This window comes from Flexivirga sp. B27 (assembly GCF_052905685.1).
Genome location: NZ_JBPYUM010000003.1, coordinates 463,601 through 490,428, shown reverse-complemented (window position 1 = coordinate 490,428; position 26,828 = coordinate 463,601). Strand labels below are relative to the sequence as shown.

The window sequence follows — 26,828 nt, the reverse complement described above, 5'->3', positions numbered from 1 at the left end:
GGTCGCACCTTGTGACGCAGCGCACGTATGGCGCCCTCGCCCGGCGCCCCGGCCGGTCACTCGTCGCACCCGGCCGACCGCTCGCGTCACCAGGGCGACCACTGACCGACCTTGAGCAGGCCTTGACCCTACGGACCGCGCACGGCGCGAACAGTGGTCGGACCTGCACCATCACCCCGTCCGAAGAAGGAGCACGACAATGACCGACGACATTGATCACACCTCCCGAAAATTGCTCAACCGCAGAGGTTTTCTGGCCCGCGCCGGCGGGATGGCCGCCGTGGTTGCCGCCGGTGTCGCGTCCGGAGAGACACTCTTCGCCGGTGACCACACTGCGTCGGCGGCCCCGCTGCCCGGCACCGGCAAGGTCGCTGCGACAGCCGACACCGACCCGCTCGCGCTGCTGAAGAAGATGATCGGCTTCGACACCCAGAATTTCGGCGAGGGCGGCAAGACCAAGCCGTATGCCGAGATGGTCAAGGGCCTGTGGGACGCGGCCGGCGTCTCGTCCGAGATCATCCCCACTCCGCAGCCGGACAACGTCCATCTGCTCGCCCGGATCAAGGGCACCACCTCTGCCGCGCCCGTCCTGCTGCTCGGGCACTCCGACGTCGTGCCCGTGGAGAAGGACCACTGGTCGGTCGGCCCCTTCGCCGGCGTCGTGAAGGACGGCCAGATCTGGGGTCGCGGCGCCCTCGACATGAAGGGCACCAACTCCGCCACGATCAGCGCGCTGCTGCGGCACCTGGGCGAGGGCGGGAAGTTCGAGCGCGACATCATCGTGCTCACTGACTGCGACGAGGAAGCCGGCGAATACGGCTCGTCGTGGCTGGCGAAGAACCACTGGGACAAGCTCGACTGCGGCATGGTCCTCACCGAGGGCGGTTGGTTCATCGCGCAGTCCGACCAGACCACGCCGATGCTGATCACCGTCACCCGGCAGGACAAGGTCTACTTCAACCTCGATCTGTATGCCGACGGCACCGCCACCCACTCGTCCAAGCCGATGCCCGACTCGTCGGTCGTCGCCCTGTCCCGCGGCGTCGCCGAGCTCGGGGAGTACGACGCCCCGGTCCACCTCACCGACGTCACCCGCGAATACTTCAAGGCGCTCGCCGATGCCACGAAGGACCGGCGGTGGGAACGCGCCATCCGGATGATGTTGCGCTCCCACAATCAGCATCAGCTGGAGCGCACGGCCGCCCTGGTGGTGAAGGGCTCGGACTACCCCTACCTGCACAAGGCACTCCTGCACACGACGGCGGCATACGTGATCGAGGACGCCGGCTACAAGGAGAACGTGATCCCGTCGGAGGCGCACGTGCGCGTCAACTGTCGCGGCATACCCGGTGGGGAGAAGCCGCGCGACTTCCTGGCGACGGTGCGCGCGAAGATGAAGCACCGCGGCATCACCGTCAAGCTGGCAGCACCCGACGGAGTGTCCGAGGCCGACTACCTCGACCAGCTCGACGAGACCTGGGCGACTCCCCCGGCGGACATCGATACGCCTCTCTACCAAGCGATTTCGAAGGCGTCTGCCCAGACCTACCCGGACGCTGTCTTCGCGCCGGCGCTCTTCGAGGCCGGCACCAGTCTCGGTCCGTGGCGCGACCACGACATACCCGGTTACGGCGTCTACCCCTACGTCATCGACAACGACCAGCTCGTCGCGATGCACGGCAACAACGAGCGGATCTACGTCGACGCGCTGCAGAAGGGCACCGACTTCATGTATCGCGTGTTCGACCGCTTCCGCGCCTGAATCAGGCGGACGAGTCCGGGCCCACGCGCTGCGACGTGGGTCCGGACCCGCCTGATCGTGCCTTGCCCGGCTCGCGGTCACCGCAGTGGGGTTCCTAGAGTGACGGCATGGCTGATCGACCCGACGGACGCGGCACGCTCGACTGGCATCCCGCATCCGCGCGCACGGACCTGCTCGGGGCTCCCGTCGCTGCACAACTCAGCGTCGTCCCGGGTCTCGAAGTCAGCGAGATCGACCCGACCGTCGCGGACACCGCGGAGTTCTGTGCGGCATACGGCTCGGCTCCGGAGCTGTCCGCCAACTGCGTCGTCGTGCTCGGCCGCCGCGGTGACGTCAGCAGGTATGCCGCGGTCGTCATACTCGCCACCACGCGCGCCGACGTGAACAAGGCGGTGCGCAAGTTCCTCGACGTGCGCAAGTGCTCCTTCGCGCCGATGGACGACGCCGTCGAGCGCAGTGGGATGGAGTATGGCGGCATCACGCCCATCGGGTTGCCGGACGACTGGCCGGTGCTGATCGACGAGCGCGTCGCGAACGCCCCGGCGCCCGTCGTCATCGGATCAGGGCTGCGCCGCAGCAAGTGCCTCGTGCCGCCCGGTGAGCTGACGGCGTTGGCCACCGCCGAGGTGGGCAGCTTCGCAGGCTGACCTGGGGCCCAAGCCCGCGCAACGCCCCCGGACGGTCACCCGGCCGATCGAGCAGCCGCCTCGATCAGCTCATTCCGCTGAGTCCAGAACACCGGGTCGTGCTGCTGCTCGGCCATCGCTTCCGCGTCCGTCCCCACCGCCCCGTCCAACTGCTCGCGAAGAATGTCGGCGTGCCCGGCATGCCTGCTCGTCTCGGCGAGCATGTGCACGAGGATGTTGAACAAGGGCACCTCGGCGTCGTCCCACCAAGCCACCCGGCCGGTGCTGTCGAGCCGAAGCGCTGCCACCGTGGCGTCGCTGTGCTCCCATACCCGTCGATAACGGTCAACGATGTCACTGCGGGACTCGTGCTCGGCCGCCCACATGTCGGCGAGCCGCTCGGCTTCGCCGTCCCACCGAGGCAACGGTTCGGGAAATGGCCGGTCGAAGACCTCACCGAGATACCTCGCCTCCCACGTCGCCACGTGTTTCACCAAACCCAGCAGGTTCGTCCCCGTCATCGTGAGCGGGCGACGAACGTCGTACTCCGAGAGCCCGTCCAGCTTGGACAACAACGCTTCGCGCTCGTGCTTGAGGTAGTCGTACAGGTTGGCCTTGGCGGCGTCGTCGTCCATGGCACTGCATCCTGCCACCGCCTTCGTCGACGGCCGGACCATCGTCTCCGCCGCACCGATGCACCACCCGAAGGTGAGCAGGGCTCCCCGCGCCGCGACCATGGGTCGGGCACGGGGAGCCCGCTCACTCAGGCCAGCGCGTCGGCGACTGCCGCCTGGGACGTCGACCACCACTGGTAGTGGTCCAGCACGTCGTGGCAGATCCGGTCCGCGGAGTAGTCGAGGATGTCGTAGGCGGCGCCGCCGGGCAGCACCACCTCCAAACTCGCCGTGATGTCCTCCGCCTCGATCATCCGGGCACCGTATGACGGCGCCTTCGCCCGCCGGATCTGCACCGGGTAACTGAACGACGCGGCCGCTTCGTCACCCGGCACCTCGAGCGTGACCTGGCGCACGATCTGCCCGGACGGCTCGTCCGCGGTGACGAGCCGCGCAGCGACATCTCGTTGCGTGAGCTCGTCGACGACCTCGTGCAGTGCAGGCAGGACCACCGAATCCAACCGGCGGGTGGCCTGCTTGACGCTGACCGTCCCGAACGACCGACTCAGCCGGCTGCGCCACGTCGCGGGCCGCCGGACGTTCGGTCCACCGATCGCCGTCGCAGGCAACGAAGTCTGGAAAGCGTTGGCCTGCAAGCGTTCTGCCTCCAACGCCCGATAGAGGCCCACCATGACCAGAACCATCACCACCGCGAACGGCAACCCCATGATGATGGTGGCGTTCTGCAGCGCGGGTATGCCGCCGACCATCAACATCGCCACGGTCAGCACGCCGGTGGCGGATGCCCACAGGATGCGCAGCCACGGCTTCGCGTCGACTTCCGAGTCGGGCAGGTCCGAGGAGAGGTTGGCCATCACCAGTGCGCCGGAGTCGGCGCTGGTGACGTAGAACAACAGCCCGACGAACGTCGCCAGTCCGACGAGGAAGAGCGGCAGCGGGTAGCCCTGCAGCAGGTCGAAGAAGCCCTGCTCGGGCGAGTTCACCGCGTGCTTACCGAAGGCTGCGTCCCCGTCGCGGATCCGCTTGACGGCACTGTTACCGAAGATCGAGACCCACATGATGATGTAGAGGAACGGGATCGACAGGGTGCCGACGACGAACTGTCCGATGGTGCGGCCCTTGGAGATCCGGGCGAGGAACATCCCGACGAAGGACGCCCACGCGATCCACCAGGCCCAGAAGAAGAGGGTCCATGCGCTCATCCAGTCGGCCGGGTGGTCGTAGGCCATCGTGTCCATCGTCATGCCGGGGAACATCGAGACGAAGTCGCCGACGTTCATCACCAGCGCGCGCAGCAGGAAGCCGGTGCTGCCGGTGACCAACACCCACAGCGCCAGTCCGATCGCCAGCAGCACATTCAGCTGCGACAGGAAACGAATTCCCTTGTCAACACCGGTGATTGCCGAGACCGTCGCCATACCGACGGCGAGTGCGACGAGGGCGATCTGCGCGGGCAGCCCCTGGTCGATGCCGAAGAGCACGTCGAGTCCGACGTTGAGCATGACGACGCCGATGCCGAGCGAGGTCGCGACCCCGAAGATGGTGCCCAGCACGGTCGCGATGTCCACCGCGTCGCCCCACCGGCCGCGAATCCGCTTGCCCAGCACGGGATACAGCGCCGAGCGGACCGCCAGCGGCAGGCCCTTGCGGTGTGCGAAGTAGCCCAGGGCGATGCCCATCAGCGTGTACATCGCCCAGCCGGTGATGCCGTAGTGGAAGAGGGTCCAGACCGTCGACTCACGAGCCGCGTCGAGCGTGCCGCCCTTGCCCTGCGGCGGTTGCAGGTATTGCGTGGCGGGCTCGGCCACCGCGAAGAACATCACGTCGGTGCCGATGCCCGCGGCGAAGAGCATGCACGCCCACGAGAAGGTCGAGAACTCGGGCCGATCGGAGTCCTTGCCCAACCGGACCCTGGGATAGCGGAGCCCGACATACACGACGAAGACGAGCACGGCGGTCGCCAAAGCGATGTAGAACCAACCGAATCCGCCCGAAATGGCAGTCACCGCGTCACCGAGCATCGAGGCTGCGGAGTCGGTGTCCAGGATCGCCCATCCGGCCACGACCGCGGTGAAGACGCCGGAGACGATCAACACCGGCCACTTGGTCCTGGGCGAGTTCGTGACCGACTTGCCGCTCACCGGCGGCTGCACGATCTCGGTGCCGTCCTCGCTCATCGGTTCACTCCTCCGGTTGCCTGCGCGGCGCTGGGCACCGCGTCCTTGGCGTCCCATGCGTCGTTGCGCGGGTCACCCTGTGGGTAGATCGGCATGCCTTCGCCGGCGTGGTAGACCGGGGTGGCTTCCGGCTCCAGTGGCGTGTTCCCGGCGATCAGGTCCGCCGCCTTCTCGGCGACCATCATCACCGGCGCGTAGATGTTGCCGTTGGTGATGGTCGGGAAGACCGACGCGTCGACCACGCGCAACCCCTGAGTGCCGTGCACCCGCATCGTGCTCGGGTCGACGACGGACATCTCATCGGTGCCCATCTTGGCCGAACACGAAGGATGCAGAGCGGTTTCCGCGTCCTTGGCGACCCAGTCGATGATCTCCTCATCGGTCTGCACCGACGGCCCCGGTGACAGCTCGCCGCCGTCGAAAGTGGCGAACGCCGGCTGGGCGAGGATGTGCCGCGCGGCGCGGATCACCTCGACCCACTCCCGGCGATCACGCTCGGTCGACAGGTAGTTGAACTGGATGGCCGGCTTGTTGCGCGGGTCGGCATCCTTGATCCGGACGTGGCCACGCACGTCGGAGTTCATCGGGCCGACGTGCACCTGGTAGCCGTGGCCGCCTTCGGGGGCGCTGCCGTCATACCGCACGGCGATCGGCAGGAAGTGGAACATCAGGTTGGGGTAGGCGACCTCGTCGTTGGTGCGGATGAATCCGCCGCCCTCGAAGTGGTTGGAGGTGCCGACGCCGCGGTTCAGCAGCCACTGCGCGCCGATGTATGGCGCCTTCCACTTCTTCAGCCACGGCGCGATCGACACCGGCTGCACGCACGCGTGCTGCAGGTAGACCTCGAGGTGGTCCTGCAGGTTCTCGCCGACGCCGGGCAGCTCCACCCGCGGGGTGACACCCGCAGCGCGCAGCGTCTCCGGGGCACCGACACCGGCCAGCTGCAGCAGCTGCGGCGAGTTGAAGGCGCCACCGCAGAGGATGACCTCGCCGGCATTGACCGAGTGCTGCCGCCGGCCGGCCCGCACGAAGTCGACACCGGTCACCCGATCGCCCTGCCAGTGCAGGCCGGTCACCGTGGACAGCGTCGAGATGTCGAGGTTGGCACGGTCACGCACCGGCCACAGGTAGGAGCGGGACGCGCTCATCCGGCTGCCGTGGAAGACGTTGCGGTCGAAGGGCGCGAATCCTTCTTGGCGGTAACCGTTCACATCGTCCGTGCGCGGGTAGCCGGCCTGTTCGGTCGCCTCGAAGAACGCCTGGAAGAGCGGGCTGCTTGCCGGGCCACGCTCCATCTTCAGCGGACCGGACCCGCCGCGCCATGCGTCGGCGCCCGCCAGGCAGGACTCCATGCGCTTGAAGTAGGGCAGGCAGTGGGCGTAGTCCCAGTCCTGCATCCCCTCGAACGTCGCCCACTTGTCGTAGTCACCGGGGTTGCCGCGCTGGAAGATCATGCCGTTGATCGAGCTCGATCCGCCGAGCACTTTGCCGCGCGCGTGCGCAACCCGCCGGCCGTCCATGTAGGGTTCCGGCTCGGTCTCGTAGGCCCAGTCGTAGAGCGGGTTCCCGGCCGGGAACATCAGCGCTGCGGGCATGTGGATCAGCGGGTCGAAGACGAAGTCCGATCGGCCTGCTTCGAGGACGAGCACCGAGGTGGAGCCGTCCGCGCTGAGTCGGGCCGCCAGCGCGGACCCCGCGGAGCCACCGCCGACGATGACGTAGTCGTAACTGTGCTTCATATCGCGAATTCCTCCTGAAATCAGGCGTTTTCGGGCATGGCGAACCAGCCGGCCGGAGCGGGCCGGGTGTTGTGCCAGATGTGTTTGGTCTCCTGGTATTCGGCGAGTCCATCGATGCCGAGTTCGCGGCCGACGCCGGACTGCTTCATGCCGCCCCACTCGGCCTGCGGCACGTAGGGGTGGTAGTCGTTGATCCAGATCGTGCCGTGGCGCAGCCGGCGGGCCATGCGCTCCGCACGTCCGGCGTCGCTGGTCCACACCGCGCCGGCCAGCCCGTAGACCGTGTCGTTGGCGATGCGGGCAGCCGCATCCTCCGCCTCGTCGCGGGTGTCCCCGGAGAAGGTCTCGACCGTGAGCACCGGGCCGAACGACTCCTCGTGCACACAGTCCATCTCGCCGGTGCAGTCGTCCAGCACCGTGGGCGGGTAGTAGGAGCCGCCGGCCAAGTCGCCGCCGGCTCGCTCACCACCGCACCGCAGCCGGGCACCCTGCTGCACCGCGGTCTCGACGTATGACGCCACCTTGCGCAGGTGGTCCTCGCTGATCAGCGGGCCGGTCTCGGCCTGCTCGTCGAAGGGCCCGCCGAGGCGGATGTGCCCGGCCCGCCGGACGATCTCGTCGACGACCTGGTCGTGGACCGACTCCTCCACCACCAGGCGGGCACCCGCGGAGCAGACCTGCCCGGAGTCCAGGAAGATCGCGGTCACCGCGTTGTCGATCGCAGCGGGCAGATCGGCGTCGGCGAAGATCACGTTGGGGTTCTTGCCGCCGAGCTCGAGGGCGACCCGCTTCACGGTGCCCGCGGCCGCGGCCATGATGGTGCGGCCGGTCTCGACGCCGCCGGTGAACGACACGAGGTCGACCAGCGGTGAGGTGGTCAGCTCGGCGCCGACCGTGCCGCCCGGGCCGAGCACGAGATTGGCCACACCGGCCGGCAGGCCCAGGTCGTGCAGCGCCTGGACCAACCAGATGGAAGTCTGCGGCGTCAGCTCGCTCGGCTTCAGCACGAAGGTGTTGCCCGCCGCCAGCGCCGGCGCGACCTTCCAGGCGGTCTGCAGCAGCGGGTAGTTCCACGGGGTGATCAGGGAGCAGACGCCGACCGGCTCGGTGACCACCCGGCTGGAGACATCCGGCATGCCGGTGTCGATCACGCGTCCAGCGTGGGCCTGGGCGAGCGAGGCGAAATGCCGGAACACGCCGACGATGTCGTCCATGTCGATCCGTGCCTCGACCAACCGCTTGCCGGTGTCGAGTGACTCGAGCCGTGCGACGTCATCCTTCTGCCCCTCCAGACGGTCGGCCAGCCGGTGCAGCAGGCGGGCCCGGTCCGCGGAGCTCGAGGTCGCCCAGTCGCCGTCATCGAACGCGCGCCGAGCGGCGTCGATCGCACGCGCCGCATCGGACGCGTCGCCCTCGGCGACCGTCGCGACGACGGATCCGTCTGCGGGACAGGTGATCTCGCGTTGTTTTCCCGATGCGGCTTCGCACCACTGTCCGTCGATGAACATGCTCGACACAGGTGTCCTCCATGGCTGTCGGTGATGATCTGCGGCCGTGCTCTCGGGCGCCCATCCGCCGGCACACTGACGGGTCTGCGTCCATCCGGAGCGATAACGACCGTTATAGCATAACGCACGTTATAGTGGTGTGTGTGAGAACAGCTCCTGTGCGCGACCGCTTGCTGGACGCGGCCGACGAGGTCCTCTTCATGGATGGGTCGGTCTCGACACCGGTCGACGCGATCCTGCGCCGCGCGGGCGCGTCACCGCCCAGCCTCTACTCACACTTCGGCAACAAGGAGGGGCTGATCACCGCTGCGCTCCAGCGGCGCCTGCGGGTGTGGACGGAGGTGTGGGACGAGCAGATCGCCCGCGCGAGGACCGACCGGGATCGGCTGCTCGCCCTCTGGACGGCACTGCGGGTCTATCAGCGTGACCACCTCACCGAGCGCTGGTGCGCCTTCAGCGGGGCAGCTGCCGCCGTGCCGCACCCCAGCGAGGCCCTGACCGCGGTGCTCACCGAGGAGACCCAGCTGCTGCGCACGCGATTGCTGGAGTATTCGCGGCCGATCGCCGGACATCGGGCCAAGTCGCTGGCCAGCGCACTGTTCATCGCCTACACGGGCACCATGGCCACCATGCTGCGCGAGGACTACCGCACCGCGATCGACGAGGGCGAGGCGACCGCGAAGACCCTGATCGCCGGCTACCTCAGCTGAGCCGGCGGAAGAAGTGACCGCCTGCGGTCGTTACCGTTGGTTGGCAACTTCTCGAAGGGACACCTGAGTGACCGACGGACCACTGATCGTCCAGAGCGACAAGACCGTGCTGCTGGAGGTCGACCACCCACTCGCGACAGAGGCACGACGCGCGATCGCGCCGTTCGCCGAGCTCGAGCGCGCACCGGAGCACATGCACACCTACCGGGTGACGCCCCTCGGCCTCTGGAACGCACGGGCCGCAGGACACGACGCCGAGCAGGTCGTCGACGCGCTGATCCGCTACAGCCGCTACCCGGTGCCCAACCCGTTGCTCATCGACATCGCCGAGACGATGGACCGCTACGGCCGGCTGCTGCTGCGAAAGGACGATGAAGGCCGACTGGTCCTCACCACCACCGACACCGCCGTGCTCGCAGAAGTGCTGCGCCACAAGAAGATCCAGCCGATGGTCGGCGAGCGCCTCGACGACGCGAGCGTCCTGGTGCACCCGTCCGAACGCGGTGCGATCAAGCAGCAGCTGATCAAGGTCGGCTGGCCGGCCGAGGACGACGCCGGGTATGTCGACGGCGAAGCCCACCAGATCGACCTGGTGCAGGACGGTTGGTCCCTACGCCCCTACCAGCAGCAGGCCGTCGACGGCTTCTGGCACGGCGGCTCCGGCGTCGTCGTGCTCCCCTGCGGCGCGGGCAAGACACTCGTCGGCGCCGGCGCGATGGCCGAGGCGAAGGCCACCACCCTCATCCTGGTCACCAACACGGTCTCCGCACGGCAGTGGCGGGACGAGCTGCTCGCCCGCACCACGCTGACCGATGACGAGATCGGCGAATACTCCGGCGCCCGCAAGGAGATCCGCCCGGTGACGATCGCGACCTACCAAGTGCTCACGCACAAGAGGAAGGGCGTCTTCCCGCACCTCGAGCTGCTCGACGCACGCGACTGGGGCCTCGTCCTGTATGACGAGGTGCATCTCCTGCCCGCACCGATCTTCCGGATGACGGCCGACCTGCAGGCTCGCCGGCGCCTCGGGCTGACTGCGACCCTCGTGCGCGAGGACGGCCGCGAGTCCGACGTCTTCTCCCTCATCGGCCCCAAGCGGTATGACGCGCCGTGGAAGGACATCGAGACGCAGGGTTACATCGCGCCCGCCGACTGCGTCGAGGTCCGGGTCACGCTCTCCGACAGTGACCGAATGGCTTATGCGACAACCGAACCCGACGACCGCTATCGCTTCGCATCCTGCGCGCCGGTCAAGGAGTCGGTCGTCGAGCAGCTCGTTCAACGGCACGACGGTCAACCGACCCTGATCATCGGGCAATATCTCGATCAGCTGGAGTCACTCGCCGAGCGCCTCGACACAGACCTGATCACGGGTGAGACGCGAGTTGCCCAGCGGCAGAAGCTTTTCCAGCAGTTCCGCGACGGTGAGATCAACAAGCTCGTGGTCAGCAAGGTCGCCAACTTCTCGATCGACCTGCCGGAGGCGAGCGTCGCCATCCAGGTCTCCGGGACGTTCGGTTCGCGCCAGGAGGAGGCGCAGCGCCTCGGGCGGGTGCTGCGTCCCAAGGGTGACGGCCGCACCGCGCACTTCTACACCGTCGTGACCCGCGACACGGTCGATGCCGAGTTCGCCGCGCACCGGCAGCGCTTCCTGGCCGAGCAGGGCTACGCCTACCGGATCGTGGACGCCGACGACATTCCGGCGGCGGACTGAGACCTGTTGCCGGGACTGGTGTTTCGCCGGCCCGGTCGCGGCTACGAGCCGTGGACCGTGACACTCACCGAGGTCGCACCCCGGTCGAGCGCCAGGGTCAGCTGCGGTGCGTTCGTGCCGGAGGTCACGTGCGCACCCGTGACCTCGACGCGATAGCCGGCCATCCGAGTCAGGGACGGCACGTCGATCGTCGTGACGGAGCCGCTGTCGAAGGTGCCGCCGGCGACACGGCCCGCGGTGTACTTCATCGTGAACACCTTCGACTCACGGTCGTAGGAGTATGAATTCGGTGTGCCCGCAACGGTGTTCGGGTGCATGACCTCGATGTTGTCGAGCTTCGCCCAGTCCACGTTGCCACCCGTCGGGCGCTTCCGGGGGTCGAGGACCACGGCCTCCTCCTCACCCGGGCCGCTGGTGGTCACATCGTTCAGACCGCTGTATGACCAGAAGTACCAACCGAATCGGTGGTGCATCGCCAGGTCGGTCTGCGCACGCAGTGTCGTCGCGTCCTGGGTCGCACCGAACTCCGTGAGCAACCCGGTCTGGTTGTAGGTGCCGATCTGCCGCTCGGCGTTGCCGAAGACCTTGTTGTCCGCGACGCCGCAGGCGCCATACGTCTTGAAGATCGCCTGCCCGGTGCAGTAGTCGTGGAAGGAGAGGCCGACATTGCTGCCGTCGACCTGCACGCTCGTGTCGGCTCCGGTGTTGAACGTCGAAAATGGTTCGTAATAAACGGCGGTCGCGGGATCGACCGCTCGGATGGCGTTCACCGACTTCTGCTGCAGCGCCGACAGGTCGGCATCCGGCCGGGTGCACGAGGTGAGGCATCCCAGCCAGGAAGTCCCCGGCCAAGGCTCGTTGTAGAGGTCCAGGCCGATGATGCCCGGCGTGCTCCGGAAGGTCTTGGCGACATGTGCCCACATCGCGGCATACCGGTCGGCGAGCCCGACGCCGCCCGGCCCCGGAGCATTGCGGTGGAAGTTGTCGTAGGCGTGCTGCAACGCGACGTTGACGAACTGGTTGCCCGGGAAGCCGACCTTGATGATGTTCGGCCAGCCGTCGGTCTGGATCGCCCAGTCCGGGAACCCCTCACCCTGGAACTTCTCGTTCGCCATGTCCTGGTGCATGTCGAGCAGCGTGCTGATGCCGTGTGATTGCAGCAGATTGACGGTCCGACGGATCGAGCGCAGGTAGGCGTCGTCATACACACCGGGCTGCGGCTCGACAGCCTTCCAGAAGATGCCGAGGCGCACCGACGTGAAGCCGTGCTCGCGCAGGAATGCCGCATCGTCGTCGTCGAATCCGAGCGCCTCGACGGTGTAGGGCGCCTGCTTGTTCATCAGGTTGATCCCGACCGGGAGCACGACGCGACCGGCGTCGTCGGTGATCCACCGCCCCGAATGCCCGACCCGCTGCGCAGCTTTCGTAGTCATGTTCGCGGTCATGTCCGCGAGCGTTCCCGCGTGGCCGTGCACCGGGCCCGCTGCCGCCGCAGGGGCCAGCGCCAGGGTTCCGAAGGCTACTGCCGCCACCACGCCACTTGCTGTATGCCGCATCGCATCCTCCAAGTTGAACGATCGACCAACTTTGTCGACGTTAGCGAATGTGAGGCGGGGATGGGGCTCAGCGGCCCAACGACTTCCGCAACCCTCGACCGTCGAAGGTTCGGGCCGGAATCACCCCAGAACTGCGTCCTAACCTTCGACCGTCGAAGGTTCGGGCCGAAATCACGCCAGAACTGCGTCCTAACCTTCGACCGTCGAAGGTTAGGTATGCCGGTCAGCCGCGCAGGAACGCCAGGACCGCGAGCACCCGCCGGTGACCGGCGGTGTCCTCGGGCGACAGCTGCAGCTTGGCGAAGATGCGCTGGGTGTGCTTCTCCACCGCGCCGGAAGTGACGACGAGCCTCCCTGCGATCGCGGTGTTGGACATGCCCTGCGCCATCAACGCAAGCACCTCTCGCTCGCGAGGAGTCAATGACGCCAACGGATCCCGGCGCCTCGTCATCAGCTGGGAGATCACCTGCGGGTCCAGCGCGGTGCCGCCGTCGGCCACCGACTCCACCGCGGCGAGGAACTCGTCGATGTCGCCGACCCGGTCCTTCAGTAGGTAGCCGATGGAGCCGGCTCCGGCGGCGAGGAGCTCGTCGACATACGCCTCGACGACGTATTGCGACAGCACCAGGATCGGCGCCGCCGGCCACTCCGCACGGATCCGCACCGCCGCACGCAAGCCTTCGTCGGTGCCGCTCGGTGGCATCCGCACGTCGGTGATGACCAGCTCGGGACGCTCCCGAAGCGCCGCTTCGACCAGCGCGTCGCCGTCGCCGACGCCGGCCACCACCTGGTGCCCGGCGTCGGAGAGGATGAGCTGCACGCCCTCGCGCAACAGCGTCGAGTCGTCGGCCAGCACAATTCGCACGTCGTCAGGCTAGAGGAAAGGCGGCCTGCACCGTGGTCGGTCCGCCGACCGGTGAGTCGACCGTGAGGGTGCCGCCGACCGACCGCACCCGGCTCTGCAGCCCGACCAAGCCACTGCCCTTCGACAGGTGCGCCCCGCCCTGGCCATCATCGGTCACCGAGGCCGTCAACTCAAAACCGTTGATCTGCAACGAAACCAGTCCGCTGCGGGCAGCGCTGTGCTTGGCGACATTGGTCAGTGCCTCGGACACCACGAAGTATGCCGCTTGCTCGATGTGCGGCGGCAGGATCGCTTCGCGCAGGTCCGCCTCCACGGTGATCGGGATCGTCGCGCGTCCTGCTGCCTCACGCACCGCCGCGACCAGACCGCGGTCGGCCAGCACCGGGGGCGCGATGCCCTTGGAGAGTGCACGCAACTCCTCCAACGTGTCCTGGGTCGAGGCGATCGCCGCGCGCAGCCCGAGGATGGCGTGCGAGTCGTCGCCGACCTGGCGCTCCATCCGAGCCAGGTCCATCTTGAGCCGGACCAGCCGCTGCTGCGGACCGTCGTGGATGTCCCGCTCCAACCGCGACAGCTGCGCCGACTCGGCGACCCGTGCGGCGTCCCGGGTCTGGGTCAGCTCGGCGATCTTCGCCTCCTGTTGCTCGCGTTGCAGCAGCGCCGTCGACACCAGCCCTTGTCCGCGAGCCAGACCGTTCATCGCCAGCGGCGCCGAGAGCAGGAAGAGCAGCCCGATGCCGCCATAGATGACAGCTGCCGCAAGGTAGGAGTGCAGACCCATCAGGTCCGCCAGATCCTGGTTGTCCCCGTGGCCGTGAATGATCCAGCCGTATGCCGGCCAGGTGACCCCGGCGACGGCGATGCTCCACCAGGTGATCGTCAGCACCCAGGTGATGGTCGAAACCAACGATGCGACCAGGGTCCACACGACCTCCAACCACACGTTCGGGTCGCGGACGACTCGCACCACGTAGTCCATGAAGGGCTCGCCCTGCTCCCGCACCAGCCGACGCACGGGCGGAGCCTCGAGCCCGACCCAGTTGGTCACCATCCGGCGTTCGAGCGCGGAGGCCTTGCTCGCCAGACCGATGACGAGCGGAATTGCCAACGGTGCCAACAGGATCGAGGTAGCTGTCGAGACCAACGTCACGCTCAGGACGAAGACTGACAATTGGAATGGCCACGCCACCAGCAGGTAGAGCGTGCTGGTCAGTGTGCGCCGTGCCACGCGCACCGGCCAGCCGTTGCCTGGCTGCCCGGCAGGCTGCACACCGGTGTCCACTCCGTCGGTCATGAACAGTGAATATGCCATGCCGCAACGCTATGGATCGCGTGTATTTCCGCCCATCCCGCGGACCGGCCAAAGGTATGTCGGGCTAGCCATACACCAAGCTGATCGAGCAGTGGGTGGAGGACTCGACCAGCGTGCTCCGCCGCCGGGCACTCGATCAGCCTGGAGTCAGAAGATCTTGTCGAGGATGTCCTGCACCGGAGCGATCGCGAAATAGATCACGAAGAGCCCGGCGATCAGCCACATCAGCGGCGGCACCTGCTTGACCCGACCGCGGGCCAGCTTCACCACGACGAACGCGATGCAGCCGGCGCCGATGCCCACAGTGATCGAGTAGGAGAACGGCATCAGCACGATGATCAGGAACGCCGGGATGGCGATGTCCCAGTCGTGCCAGTCGATCCCACCGACCTGCTGCATCATCAGGAAGCCGACCAGCACCAGCGCGGGCGTCGCCGCCTCGTAGGGGACGACCTCGACGACCGGCGCCAGGAAGGTCGCCAGCAGGAAGAGCGCGCCGGTCACGATCGCAGAGAACCCGGTGCGGGCGCCTTCGCTGACACCGGCGGACGACTCGATGTAGCCGGTGGCCGAACTAACTGATGCGGCACCGCCGGCAGCCGCGGCGACGGAGTCGACGACGAGGATCGTCTGTGCGTCGACGGGTGTGCCGGTCTCGTCCAGCAGGTCGCCCTTGCTGCCGATGGCGACCATGGTGCCCATCGTGTCGAAGAAGTCGGCGAGCACCAGCGAGAAGATCAGCAACAGCGCGGTGATGACGCTGATCTTGCCGAACGAGCCGAAAAGGCTGAATTCACCGAGCAATCCGAAGTCGGGAGTCGCGACCCAGTCCGACGGGATCTTGGGGACGTTCAGCCCCCAGCCGGTCGGGTTCTTGTCGCTCTGCGCACCCTGGTGCCCGATCGCCTGCACGATCACGGCGAGCACTGTGGTGCTCAGGATCGCAATGAGTATGGCGCCCTTGAGCTTTCGCACGTAGAGCCCGATCACCAGGATCAGCCCCACGCAGAAGACGAGTAGTGGCCAGCCGTCGAGCCTGCCATTGACGCCCAACTCGACCGGTGTGCCGGCTCCTGCCCGGATGAAGCCGGAGTCGAAGAACGCCACGAACGTGATGAACAGGCCGATGCCGACGCTGATCGCCGTCTTCATCGGCGGCGGCAGTGCCTTGAACGCCGCGACCCGGAAGCCGGAGAGCACCAGCACGAGCATCACGATGCCTTCGAGCACGACCAGACCCATCGCGTCGGCCCACGTCATGTCGGGCAGCGCCGCGATCGAGAACGTCACAAAAGCGTTGAGCCCCAGGCCTGTTGCGATCGCCATCGGGTAGTTGGCGATCGCGCCCATCAGGATCGTCATCACACCCGCGACCAGTGAGGTCGCCGCAGCGACCTTGGCCAGCTGCGGGTCCGACCCGCCACCGAGGAACGACCCGTGCCCGCCGTCGTCCTTGACCGTGCCGATGATCAGCGGGTTGAGGACGATGATGTAGGCCATCGCGAAGAAGGTGACCAGTCCACCGCGGATCTCGCGACCGAGCGTCGAGCCCCGCTCGGTGATCTTGAAGTAGCGGTCCAGCGCGTTCGGCGCGACTGCGGGTGCACTCATGGGCAGAAGAGTAAAGGCAACGCCGCCCGCCCGGACAGCCAGTTACGCAAAGCAGGCGAGCCCGCCGAGACCGATGTAGATGCAACCCGTCGCACGCGGCATGATGCGTTGGGCCCGCGCCGACTCCCGCAGCCGTCGACCGAGAGATCCCGCGATCAATGCGTAGCTGCTGTCGCAGACGGCGGCCATCACCACGAAGCAACACCCCAGTGCGATGACCTGCCCTGATGCCGGTCCCTGCACCGGATCGACGAATTGCGGCAGGAACGCCACGAAGAAGAGTGCCGACTTCGGATTGAGCAGGTCGACCAGCACGCCATCGCGATAAAGCCGGGACCTGCTGGCGCGTGTGGTGGCAGCCACCGCCTCGGTCTCCGCGGCGGCCCGCAGCTCGCGGACTCCGAGATAGATCAGGTATGCCGCGCCGCCATACCGCAGCGCTGCGTAGATCGGGTGCGATGCTGCAACCAGCGCGGCCACTCCCGCCGCGGCGGCGCACACGTGCAGCATCGCACCCGTTTCCAGGCCGAGCATCGACACCAGGCCGGCCGACCGCCCCTGCGCGATGCTGCGTGACATCACGTAGGCGACGGACGGACCGGGGACCAACAACACTGCGAGCGTTGCCCCCATGAACGTCATCATCGTGTTGCTCGTCGGCATTTCAGCACTCCCCCTGTGCTACGACACCCCTGGTGCCGGTGCTGCTCACCCGGCCGCTCGATGGACGAAACCCTCCACCGAGACGGTCAATTCACCGCGGTTGGCGCGGTGGCGCATGCAATATTTCGTCGGATACCAGCCGGACTTCTCGAAAGCCTCCGGCTGCTTGATCGGCGCACACGTGTCGGCGCGGGACCCGGTCTGCAGACCCTGCAGGAACTCCCGGGTGACCATCGGCTCGTAGAAGCTGATGTGCTTGTTCCAGCTGCCGTAGATGAAGGTGTGCGTGAAGCGCTTGCCGTGGAACTCCGGCCCGCTGCGGTCGATCAGGTGGTTGCCCATCCCGGGTGACTGGGCGTCCAGATCCGCGAAGTCGGGATTCCGGTATTTCGCCGCAGGCAGCTTCTTGCCGAGCTGGAAGTCCTCGCAGTTCACCAACTCGGGGCACGGCCCCGGCCGGATGGCGCGCCGCTGCGCGTCGGGCTGCTGGTAGAAGTGCACGTCGAAGTGCGGCAGGTCGTAGACGCCCGACGGACCGTGTCCGTGCGGGTTCCAGTCGACCATCAGGTAGCTGAACGGAGTGCCCGCCGTCGCACCGAGCTGCAGGATGTTGCCGTAGCCGTTGGCGCACTCGGTCATCAGGTCTACGTTCCCGTCACCGTCCTTGTCGAAGCACCACTTGCCGTCGGTCGGCGGCTCGTGTGGCAGCCCGTCCAGGGTCGGGTCGGTCAGGGTCACGCCGATGGCGTGCGGCTTGCCGTGCTCCTGCTGGGTGTATGCCGTCAGGCGGCCGTCGCCGCGAAGCGCCGAATCGCCATACGTCGCACACGGTCCGCGGTATGACGCGGTCGTCCGCAGCAACAGCCCGACGACGAACTCCGGCACATGGATGGTGCGCTCTGCTCCGGGGAAAGCCTTGTGCGACAAGCACATTGCGACCTTCTGCGCGCCACTCGGCCTCGCCTGCACGCTCGCGCTCGCCGAGGTGGGCAGCACGACGGCGAGCGCCAGCACGACACCGGCGACCATCGCGAACATCCGCCGACGCGTCATCGCTGCCCCTCCTCGAGCGGCTTGCGTCCGGCTGTCGTGACGAGCTGCAGGAACGGCCACGCCCGGAAGCGCGGGTCCTGCATCAGCGCGTGGTAGCGAGCGATCTCGTCCTCGCTGAGTCCCTCTGCGAGCAGCAGGGGTGTCACTTGTGCGACATACGTGCTCATCAGCAGCGCCCCGGCGTCGCCGCCGGTGATCATCGGTGCGTGCACGGAGCCACGGATGCCCGTCAGCCCGGCCCCGGCGAAATGGTGCTCGACCTCGTAGGCCCACGACGGCGAGACGCCCGCGGCCTGCACGGCACGGGTGCCCGCGGCGATGACCCGGTCGGCGAGCGCCGCATCGTCGGCGGACGGCGCTGCCAGGGCCTCCTGAGGCGGCGTGGGAGTCTCGCCGAGCACCAGCCAGCCGCCCGGTGCGAGCGCGTCGATCAACTCGGCGAGCACCTGCTCCCGCTCACTCAGGTGCATCAGCACCAGGCGCGCATGGATCAGGTCGAAGCCGCCCGCGACAGGCAGCCCGTCGCGTATGTCGTGCCGGTGCACCTCGACCTGTGGCGGCACGTCGAGCTGGTCGGTCTCGAGGTCGACGGCGATGACTTCACCGGCCGGTCCGACCCGGTCCGACAGCCAGCCGGCGATCGAGCCGTTGCCCGAGCCGAGGTCGAGGCAGCGCATGCCCGGCCAGACACCGACGTCGGCGAGGAACCCCGTCGTGACGGGGTCGAGCAGCGTCTGTAGGTGCCCCAACTGTGCGCGGCCGGCGTGCGACGGGCTGTCGAAGACGTATTCGGCCGTGCAGGTGTCGTTCCCGGTCGTGCAGGTGTTCGCGGTCATGGGTGAGTCCCCCTCGGTATGTCCTACTGACCGAAGGATCCTGACCGCGAGCGCTTTATCGCTGGTTCATCGCCGCCATATCGCCGCGACAGCGCCCCGCAGGCGACCTGCTCAGAGCTGGCGTGCGATGACGTCCGGGGCGTCCGGGACGGGTTCGGCGAGCAGGAGGTCGAACTCCTCGCTGCCGATCAGGCCGAGCTCGCGCAGGATCTTGGCCGACTTGTCCCAGCAGGTGCGGGCGGTCTTCTCGTCGCCCTGCTCGTGTCGTGCCCGCCCGAGTCCCCACAGGTGCTCGGCCTCGAAGTAGGTGCCGGCGTTGCCGGAGTCGTGATCCATCCGCAGCGCCCGCTCGAACTGCGCGACCGCCGTGTCCAGGTCACCGGAGCGACGGTGCAGGTCCGCAACATTGCCGACCAGGACCCCGGCGTGCCACTCGTCGCCGTGCCGCTCCGCGAGCGCGATGCCCTCGTCATGGGCAGCGATCGCACCGGCCAGGTCACCCTGCACCGCGGACTGCAGCCCGATCGCGATCAGGCAGTCCACCTGCCCCTCGAGCACGTCCAACTCCCGGAAGATCTCCAGCGCGCTGCGGGCATATTCGATGCTCTCGCCGGTCCGGCCGACGCCGGCCAGTGCACGAGCGATGACCCGCAGGGTGGTCGCCTCGCCGCGTCGGCCGCGGACCTTCCGCCAGTGCGCGAGCGCCCGCTCCAGGTGCGGAATAGCCTGCGCGGGACTGCCCAACAGCGCGTTGATCCAGCCCAGGTCGTTTTCCAGCAACGCCCGGTGATCGCTCTCGTCGTCCTCACCCAACGCTTCCAAGCCGGCGGTGACCAGCGCCCGCAACTCGTACCACCGGCCACGCGTGTTGAGCGGTGAGAACAGTACGGCCGCGAATGCCGCCGCGAGGTGCGGTCCGTCGTCGGGCATCGTCGCGGCCCGCCGTGCCGACGCGAGCAGGTTGCCGATCTCGACCGACAGCCACTCCCCGACCTCTTTGTCATCGGTCAGCCGGCGACCGGTGTTCTCCAGCCCGGGTGGCGCGAACTGCCACCGCCAGCTCTCCGGCGACTGGTGCAGCTCCGCGCTCAGGCCGGTCCCCAGATACCACTCCAACGCGCGGCGGACCGCCTCGTCCCTGACCTCCTCGGGTTCACTCTTCTCGGCCTCCTCCCGGGCGAACAACCGCAACAGGTCGTGCAACCGGTAGCGCCCGGGTGTGCGTGACTCGGCCAGCTGCGCGTCGACGAGCTGATCGAGGGTGACCTCCGCCTCGCGCTCGGTGCAGTCCGCCAGCACCGCCGCGACCGACACCCCGGCGTCCGGGCCGGGCAGCAGTCCGAGCAGCCGGAAGAGCCGCGCCGGTTTGGGTTGTATGTCGGCGTAGCTGACCTCGAAGCTGGTGCGCACGGCACGGTCGGGCACCTCGAGTTCGTCCAGGCGGCGTTGCTCGTCCGACATACGACGCACGAGATCGCTCACCGACCAGTGCGGCCGACGGACGAGTTTCCCGCCCGCGATCCGCAAGGCCAGCGGGAGGCAGTCGCACAGCTCGGCGAGCCGGTCCGCCGCGGCAGGCTCGGCGGCGATCCGCGCAGCCCCCGCCACCCGAGCGAGCAGGGTGACCGAGTCCGGCTGCGTGAGTGCACCCAGCTGGTGGCTGATCGTGCCGTCCAGCCCGGTGAGCACGGTGCGGCTGGTGACCAGCGCGGCGGACTGGGTGCCGCCCGGCAGCAGCGCGCGCACCTGCGTCTCGTCCACCGCGTCGTCCAGCACGACCAGCAGACGCCGCCCGGCCGTCAATGTCCGCAACCGCGTCGACGCCTCAGCGACGTCGCGGGGTGTCTCGAAGTCCGCGTCGCCCAGCGAGCGCAGCAACCGGTCCAGCGCCTCCCAGACACCGAGCGGTCGCTCACCCGGAGTGGCACCGCGCAGGTTGAGATAGAGCTGTCCGTCGGGGAACTCCGACGCGACGTTGTGCGCCGCCTGCACCGCGAGCGCGGACTTGCCGACACCTCCCGCACCGGCGAGCGCGACGATCGGCACCGCCCGGCCGCGCGCCCCCGCCAGGTCCTTCCCGATCGCGTCCAGGTCCCCGGTCCGACCGGTGAAACTGTTGTCGGCAGGCGGCAGTTCGGCCGGGACCGGCCGGGCGTTGCCGTCCTGCTCCGGCACCGTCGGGAGGTGCAGCTCGGGGTCCTCGGCCAGGATGCGCTGTTGCAGCTCCTGCACGGCCTGGCCCGGCTCGACACCGACGTCGTCGACCAGCCGGGACCGCAGGTCGCGGTAGGTGTCCAACGCCTCGGTGACCCGCCCGGACCGGTGCAGCGCGAGCATCTGCTGCTCGACGAAGCGCTCCCGCAACGGATGCCGTGTGGTCAACTGCCGCAGCTCCGGGACCAGTCGCGTGTGCAATCCGCGTGCGAGATCGTCGTCGATGCGAGCTTCCAGCGCTCCCAGGCGCAGCTCCGCGAGTCGGTCCGCCTCCTCGCGCACCACCTCCAGATCTGTCATGCCGGCATACGCCTCACCACGCCACAACACCAGCGCGTCACGCGGCTCGTCACCCGCGATCATCGCCTCGAAGCGGCCGGAGTCGATCTCGTGCGGCTGCACCAGTAATCGATACCTGCCCTCGCCGTGCGCCAGCCGGCCGTCGCCGAGCATGCGACGCAACCGGTGGACGTAGACCTGCAGATTGGACCGCGCCGACTGCGGCGGGCGACCGGACCACAGCACCTCGATCAGACGGTCGACCGACATCTCGTGCCGCTCCGCGGCCAGGAGTATGGCGAGCAGGCGCACCGGCTTGGCCGCCGGCAGTGCCACCGGGGCGCCTCCGTCGTCATGGACCTGCAGTGGGCCCAACACCCCGAACCACATGGGAATCAAGCCTATCCGGCCGGATGCGTCTTCGGCGTCGATGAGCCGATGACCTCCTTCCGGCGCCGAATCCCTACGACATTCCCGCGACGTGTCGGAGCGGCAGGCAGTGCCGCTCGCGCGGTGCCATAGGCTGCCTGCTGTGGACGACCCGACCGCCGAGGAGCCGACCGAGGCCTCCGCCGACGACCTGCTGCCGGTCAAGGTGGACGTGCTGCGAGTGCTGGAGATCGGCATCGCCCTGTGGGTCGTCGCGTTGGTGCTGACCCTCGTCATACCTGCGCTGCACGAGGACGGCCGGGACTGGTGGCCGTGGACGTGCGTCGCCGGTGCGGTGCTCGGCGGCATCGGGTGGGCGTACATCCGGCGCGGACGCGGCAACGCCAGCGCTGCGTGACCAGCTGGCCTGGGGTTTCGACAGGCTCAACCACCTTCGCGGGGTTTCGACAAGCTCAACCGCCTTACTCAGGTTTCGACAGGCTCAACCGCCTTGTCCGGGGTTTCGACAGGCTCAACCGCCTCCCCGACTTCCCACAATGACCGCAAAAGGGAGAAGCTGGGGGTATGACGGCAGATGGCTTGCAGGATTCGACAACCTTCGTCCTCTTCGGCGCGACCGGCGACCTCTCTCGCCGCAAGCTGCTCCCGGGGCTCTTCCATCTCTTCGACACCCACCTGTTGGCCGACCTGCGGGTGATCGGCACCTCACTGGAGGACATGAGCCGCGAGGAGTTCGTGGAGTTCGCCAAGAAGGCCATCGATGAGTTCGGCAAGCACGCCACGGACGGCAAGGTCTGGGAGGCGTTCGCCAAGCGTCTCTATTACGTGCCCGGTTCGGCCGGGCCCGCGGCGCTGCGCAACGTCGTCACCGAGGCGGAGCAGGAGATGGAGCCGCCGATCCAGCGCCTGCACTACCTGAGCGTGCCGCCGAAGGCCGCGCTCGACGTCATACAGACCCTCGAGGCGGCCGACCTGGTCACGGACTCGCGGGTCATCATGGAGAAGCCGTTCGGCACCGACCTGCCGAGCGCGAAGAAGCTGAACGCCGCCGTGCACGAGGTGTTCGACGAGGAGCAGGTCTATCGGATCGACCACTTCCTGGGGAAGGAAGCGGCGCTGAACATCCTGGCCTTCCGCTTCGCCAACGGACTCTTCGAGCCGATCTGGCACCGCAACTTCATCGACCACGTGCAGATCGACGTGCCGGAGGTCCTCGGCCTCGAGGGCCGTGCCGGGTTCTACGAGGGCACCGGCGCCTACCGCGACATGGTCGTCACCCACTTGTTCCAGGTGCTGGCGTTCACCGCGATGGAGCCGCCGACCTCGTTGCTGCCGGAGTCGATCACCGAGGAGAAGAACAAGGTCTTCCGGTCGATGCTGCCGCTTGATCCGGGCAACGTCGTGCGCGGGCAATACCAGGGCTACCGCGACGAGAAGGGCGTCGGCGCCGAGTCCGAGACCGAGACCTTCGTCGCGCTGCGGTGCGAGATCGACAACTGGCGCTGGGCGGGTGTGCCGTTCTACCTGCGCACCGGCAAGAAGCTCGCCGAGGGTCAGCGGATCATCTCGATCGCGTTCAAGGAGCCGCCCAAGTCGATGTTCCCGACCGGGTCCGGCGTGGGCCAGCAGGGTCCGGACCACCTGACCTTCGACCTGGCCGACGAGGCGCGAGTCTCGTTGTCGTTCTATGGAAAACGACCCGGACCGGGTTTCCGGCTGGACAAGGTGTCGATGCAGTTCGCCGTGCAGGACACCGACTGGGCAGGGTCGGTGCTGGAGGCCTACGAGCGACTCATCTACGACGCGGTCCGCGGCGAACGCACGCTGTTCACGACGGCCGACGGCATCGAGCGCCTGTGGGAGATCAGCCAGCCGCTGATCGACAACCCGCCCCCTGTCCGCCCCTACGCTCCGGGGTCGTGGGGTCCGAACCAGATCCACCAGCTCGTCGCACCGAACGCGTGGCGGCTGCCCTTCGAGCGCAAGTGGCGTGAGCCGACCGCCTGACTCCAGACGCCGTCACCCACCAAGGCTGCGGCCCCACGGACACGTCCGTGGGGCCGCAGCCTTGCACCCGGGGTCAACTCAGATAACAGACCGCGTCGGGATCTTCGAACGTTCGCACGACGGCAGCCGCGTTGTTCGCGGTGTTCGCGTCGTCTCCGGCCATCGCGAGAGCCGTGCTCTCCCCCTGGGTCCCGAGGATCTTGTAGACGTATATGCGCATCGAGCCTGCCGCGGTGATGTCCCGTGTCGTGACGAAGGTCGCCTGCGACGCATCCGCGGACACGCTCACGTTGGCGATGCCGTCGGTGCCGCCATTCAGGTCGGTCATGATCGAGCCGACGGTGAGGTTGCTGGCGCGTCCCGGAATCGTCTGCTGCAGAACGAAATTGCGGCCCGCAGGGACCGGCACCGAGCTGGTCGCGGTGAGCTCGAAATAGGCGAAGACCGAACCGAACATGTCGCCGGTCGGCAGGCAGCCACCGGCCACCGCCAGGTCGAAGGAGGCCGGTGATGCCGAGGCGGCGGGCGCCGCGACTGCGACGGCGACCACCGGCACCGACCAGGCGGCACCTTTCGCGAGCTGGCGGCGAGACACAACAGACATTGATTCCCCTTGGATGCTGGCGGACGGAAAACGGCCCGGACTGACCGAACGGACCCGCTCCCTGGGCCCGAATCATTAGCATCTGTCCAGGGAGGCAACCCGTCACCCTTCCCGAACAATTCCGAACAGATCGGGCTGATGACCCATGAGCGAGGAATCCGCGTCCGAGACCGCGCCGCAACCCGACGTCGTCACCTCACTCGACGACATCGCCGACTCGCTCGGCCGGCTGCGCGAGTGGGCCGGCCTGCCGTCATACGGCCAGCTCGCCTCCCGGGTGCGCGCCGCACGGCTGGCGCGCGGGGTGCCCGCAGCGGAGGCCGCCATCGGCCGCGTGACCGTCTACGACTGCTTCCGCGCCGGTCGCCGTCGCATCGACGTCGATCTGGTCGTCGAAATCGCCCGGGCACTGGGAGCATCCGACCGGCAAGCAGTCGTATGGCGCAACGCCACTCGGCGCGCGATGTCGCCCGCCACTTCGCTGCGATCCGTGCCCGCGGACGTGACACTGCCGCCGGCGCCCGACCCCTTCGTGGGGCGCGAGGGCCAGGTGGCCACCATGCTCGGGACCCGACGAGCGGTCCTGGTCGACGGGATGCCCGGCAGCGGCAAGTCGGCCCTCGCGCTGACTGTCGCCCACGAGCTGCTGCGCTCGGGCACGGTGCAGGTCGGCCTCTACGCCGACCTGCTCGGTGCAGCATCCGACCCGGCCGATCCGCGGGCTGTGCTGCACGGCTTCCTGCGAGCCCTCGGGGTGGAGGCTTCCGGCGGCGACCTGCACGCCCAGTTCGTGAGCGCGCTCGCCGACCATGCGGCGGTCGTCGTGCTCGACAACGCCGCGTCCGCGGAGCAACTGCTGCCGCTGATGCCACCGGCCGAAGCGATGCAGGACGCGAGAGTCATTGTCACCTCACGACATTCGCTCAGCCTGCCGGACGTCGAGCACATCACCGTCGCCGAGCTCGATGACGTCGCCGCCGCTGACCTGCTCGCCGCGTTGACCGGCCGCACCGCAGCAGCCTCGGACGCTCCGCCCCTCGCCGAGCTCGCGTCCCTCGCCGGCGGCATCCCTCTCGCCCTGACCATTATCGCCAATCGCATTCGCACTCACCAGGATTGGAGTCTGGACGAACACGTCACGGCCTACCGCGAGCGACTGGACCTGCTGCACCTGGACGCCGACATCGAAGGCGCCTTGGCCATCGAGCTCGATGCTCTCGATGCCGACCCGCGTCGCGGCTTCCTGCTCTCGGCGCTGCATCCGGGCACAGACTTCTCGACCGCTGCGGCGGCCGCGATGCTCGGCACCGATGGTGTCGTCGCTGGGCGTCTGCTCGCCGGTCTGGCGTCACATCATCTGGTGCGCGAGGCCGGTCCGGAGCGCTGGGCGATGCACGATCTGGTGCGCGCGTTCGGCGACCGGCACGCCATCGCGGAGCTCAGCCCGAGCGTGCGGCGCACGGCGATGCACCGCGTGCTGACCGACTACCTGGACACCTGCACCAGGGCAGTGGCGACTCTCACCCCACACGCTGTCGCCGACTGGCACTGGCTGCAGAACCGGGTGACACCCATGGCTGCCGACGAGGCGCGCGCCTGGTTCGATCGCGAGCTGCACAACATTGCCGGTGCCGTCGCCTGGGCGGCCACTGGTGAGCCGGCCGGTGCTGTCCGCCTCGCGGCGGTCGCCTCGTGGCCACTGTGGGAACGCGCCGACCTCGACCTGACCACGTCGATGCATCGCACGGCCGTCCAGGCCGCCGCGTCGCTAGCCGACGACCGTTCCATCGCGCTGACCTGCCGCCTGCTGGGGCTGACGATGATCCGCGCCGCCCGATTTGCCGACGCCGCACCGCAACTCGAGCGATCCGCGCAGCTTTACCGCGACCTCGGCGATCCCCGTGGTGAAGTCGCCGCACTGAACGGCTCGGCGATCATCGCCACCCTGACCGGCCGGTATGACGAGGCGCTGCCGCTGCTGCGCCGGATCGTCGACTTCTACGAAGAGCAGCCGCCGACCGCCGAGAACGCCGATCGCCTCAGCGTCGGGCTGGGCAACCTCGCGGTCGCACTCAGCCGCAGCGGTGACCACGCCGGCGCCGTCGAGTGCCTGCAGCGGTCCCTGGATCTCGCCGTCGCACACGGGTGGGCCGGACGCGAGCTGACCGCGATCAGCAACATGTCCGAGCTGCTGTGCACGGAGGGCAAATTCGACGAGGCAGAGGTCGCTGCCCGCAAGGCACTGCGGATGTCGCGCGAGCTCGGCGACGAGATCGTCGAGATCTATGCGACGACCAACCTGGCGATCGCTCTCTCCGGCTGCGGGCGAAGCGCCGAGGCCGATCGGGTGAGCCGGGAAGCGGTGGCCCTCGCACGCGCCGCCGACGCCCCGGACACGCTCGCTGCAGTCCTCAACAACCACGCCGAGCTGCTCGCAGCCGCCGGTGACCCGTCGGCTCGGGACTACTTCACAGAGGCGCTGGAGATCGCCACCGAGATCGGCGAGGAGCTCGAAATGCAGCGTGCCGGTGAGGGACTCGGCGAAGGCGCTTGAGACACGCCGGCGA

General features: G+C 68.1%; 20 protein-coding genes. 7 read left to right on the top strand and 13 right to left on the bottom strand.

Annotated features, from left to right (window positions below):
* The first annotated feature begins 199 nt into the window (after positions 1–199).
* Entirely contained in the window at positions 200–1,762 is a 1,563-nt protein-coding gene (locus ACSZL9_RS14690; RefSeq protein ID WP_446666250.1) for a M20/M25/M40 family metallo-hydrolase, read from the top strand.
* 107 nt (positions 1,763–1,869) lie between these two features.
* Positions 1,870–2,409, top strand: coding sequence for a YbaK/EbsC family protein (locus tag ACSZL9_RS14685; protein ID WP_446666249.1), 540 nt, complete (start codon positions 1,870–1,872; stop codon positions 2,407–2,409).
* A 35-nt stretch (positions 2,410–2,444) separates the two neighbouring features.
* On the opposite strand, the gene ACSZL9_RS14680 is transcribed toward ACSZL9_RS14685, so the two are convergent.
* The 4 genes from ACSZL9_RS14680 to ACSZL9_RS14665 all read right to left on the bottom strand — a co-directional run bounded on the left by ACSZL9_RS14680 (position 2,445) and on the right by ACSZL9_RS14665 (position 8,447).
* On the bottom strand, positions 2,445–3,023 hold the full coding sequence (locus ACSZL9_RS14680) for a DinB family protein (RefSeq protein ID WP_446666248.1): 579 nt from the start codon (positions 3,021–3,023) through the stop codon (positions 2,445–2,447).
* 128 nt (positions 3,024–3,151) lie between these two features.
* The gene (betT, locus tag ACSZL9_RS14675; protein ID WP_446666247.1) at positions 3,152–5,200 is read right to left on the bottom strand and encodes a choline BCCT transporter BetT; all 2,049 of its coding nucleotides are present in this window, start codon (positions 5,198–5,200) and stop codon (positions 3,152–3,154) included.
* Positions 5,197–6,939: a choline dehydrogenase gene (betA, locus tag ACSZL9_RS14670; protein ID WP_446666246.1), complete on the bottom strand. Its 1,743-nt coding sequence runs from the start codon at positions 6,937–6,939 to the stop codon at positions 5,197–5,199. The genes betT and betA overlap by 4 nt, the downstream gene beginning before the upstream one ends.
* Positions 6,940–6,959: 20 nt before the next feature.
* On the bottom strand, positions 6,960–8,447 hold the full coding sequence (locus tag ACSZL9_RS14665) for an aldehyde dehydrogenase family protein (protein ID WP_446666373.1): 1,488 nt from the start codon (positions 8,445–8,447) through the stop codon (positions 6,960–6,962).
* A gap of 143 nt (positions 8,448–8,590) precedes the next feature.
* Here ACSZL9_RS14665 and ACSZL9_RS14660 point away from each other — a divergent pair, with 143 nt between their 5' ends.
* The gene (locus tag ACSZL9_RS14660) at positions 8,591–9,157 is read left to right on the top strand and encodes a TetR/AcrR family transcriptional regulator (protein ID WP_446666245.1); all 567 of its coding nucleotides are present in this window, start codon (positions 8,591–8,593) and stop codon (positions 9,155–9,157) included.
* 67 nt (positions 9,158–9,224) lie between these two features.
* Complete coding sequence (locus ACSZL9_RS14655) at positions 9,225–10,871, top strand: DNA repair helicase XPB (RefSeq protein WP_446666244.1); 1,647 nt, start codon at positions 9,225–9,227, stop codon at positions 10,869–10,871.
* Positions 10,872–10,912: 41 nt separating this feature from the next.
* On the opposite strand, the gene ACSZL9_RS14650 is transcribed toward ACSZL9_RS14655, so the two are convergent.
* The 8 genes from ACSZL9_RS14650 to ACSZL9_RS14615 all read right to left on the bottom strand — a co-directional run bounded on the left by ACSZL9_RS14650 (position 10,913) and on the right by ACSZL9_RS14615 (position 21,650).
* Entirely contained in the window at positions 10,913–12,427 is a 1,515-nt protein-coding gene (locus tag ACSZL9_RS14650; protein WP_446666243.1) for a cellulase family glycosylhydrolase, read from the bottom strand.
* 223 nt (positions 12,428–12,650) lie between these two features.
* Complete coding sequence (locus ACSZL9_RS14645; RefSeq protein WP_446666242.1) at positions 12,651–13,292, bottom strand: response regulator; 642 nt, start codon at positions 13,290–13,292, stop codon at positions 12,651–12,653.
* A gap of 4 nt (positions 13,293–13,296) precedes the next feature.
* The gene (locus ACSZL9_RS14640; RefSeq protein WP_446666241.1) at positions 13,297–14,604 is read right to left on the bottom strand and encodes a sensor histidine kinase; all 1,308 of its coding nucleotides are present in this window, start codon (positions 14,602–14,604) and stop codon (positions 13,297–13,299) included.
* A gap of 147 nt (positions 14,605–14,751) precedes the next feature.
* Positions 14,752–16,215, bottom strand: a complete 1,464-nt coding sequence (locus tag ACSZL9_RS14635) for an NCS2 family permease (RefSeq protein ID WP_446666240.1) — start codon at positions 16,213–16,215, stop codon at positions 14,752–14,754.
* 42 nt (positions 16,216–16,257) lie between these two features.
* Positions 16,258–16,878: a LysE family translocator gene (locus ACSZL9_RS14630; RefSeq protein ID WP_446666239.1), complete on the bottom strand. Its 621-nt coding sequence runs from the start codon at positions 16,876–16,878 to the stop codon at positions 16,258–16,260.
* Between the two features lie 45 nt (positions 16,879–16,923).
* Positions 16,924–17,931, bottom strand: coding sequence for a hypothetical protein (locus ACSZL9_RS14625; RefSeq protein ID WP_446666238.1), 1,008 nt, complete (start codon positions 17,929–17,931; stop codon positions 16,924–16,926).
* Positions 17,928–18,767 carry a class I SAM-dependent methyltransferase gene (locus ACSZL9_RS14620; RefSeq protein WP_446666237.1) on the bottom strand — a complete coding sequence of 280 codons (840 nt, stop codon included), beginning with the start codon at positions 18,765–18,767 and terminating at the stop codon, positions 17,928–17,930. The genes ACSZL9_RS14625 and ACSZL9_RS14620 overlap by 4 nt, the downstream gene beginning before the upstream one ends.
* Before the next feature lie 111 nt (positions 18,768–18,878).
* Positions 18,879–21,650 (bottom strand): BTAD domain-containing putative transcriptional regulator, encoded by a 2,772-nt coding sequence (locus tag ACSZL9_RS14615; RefSeq protein ID WP_446666236.1) that lies wholly within the window; start codon positions 21,648–21,650, stop codon positions 18,879–18,881.
* Positions 21,651–21,792: 142 nt separating this feature from the next.
* On the opposite strand from ACSZL9_RS14615, the gene ACSZL9_RS14610 reads away from it, so the two are divergent.
* Entirely contained in the window at positions 21,793–22,047 is a 255-nt protein-coding gene (locus ACSZL9_RS14610) for a DUF2530 domain-containing protein (protein WP_446666235.1), read from the top strand.
* A 167-nt stretch (positions 22,048–22,214) separates the two neighbouring features.
* Positions 22,215–23,657: a glucose-6-phosphate dehydrogenase gene (gene zwf / locus ACSZL9_RS14605; protein WP_446666234.1), complete on the top strand. Its 1,443-nt coding sequence runs from the start codon at positions 22,215–22,217 to the stop codon at positions 23,655–23,657.
* A 73-nt stretch (positions 23,658–23,730) separates the two neighbouring features.
* Here the strand turns inward: zwf and ACSZL9_RS14600 are convergent, their stop codons facing one another.
* Positions 23,731–24,261, bottom strand: coding sequence for a hypothetical protein (locus tag ACSZL9_RS14600; RefSeq protein ID WP_446666233.1), 531 nt, complete (start codon positions 24,259–24,261; stop codon positions 23,731–23,733).
* A gap of 145 nt (positions 24,262–24,406) precedes the next feature.
* Between ACSZL9_RS14600 and ACSZL9_RS14595 the strand changes: the two genes are divergently transcribed.
* Positions 24,407–26,815, top strand: coding sequence for a tetratricopeptide repeat protein (locus ACSZL9_RS14595; protein ID WP_446666232.1), 2,409 nt, complete (start codon positions 24,407–24,409; stop codon positions 26,813–26,815).
* Positions 26,816–26,828: the final 13 nt, after the last annotated feature.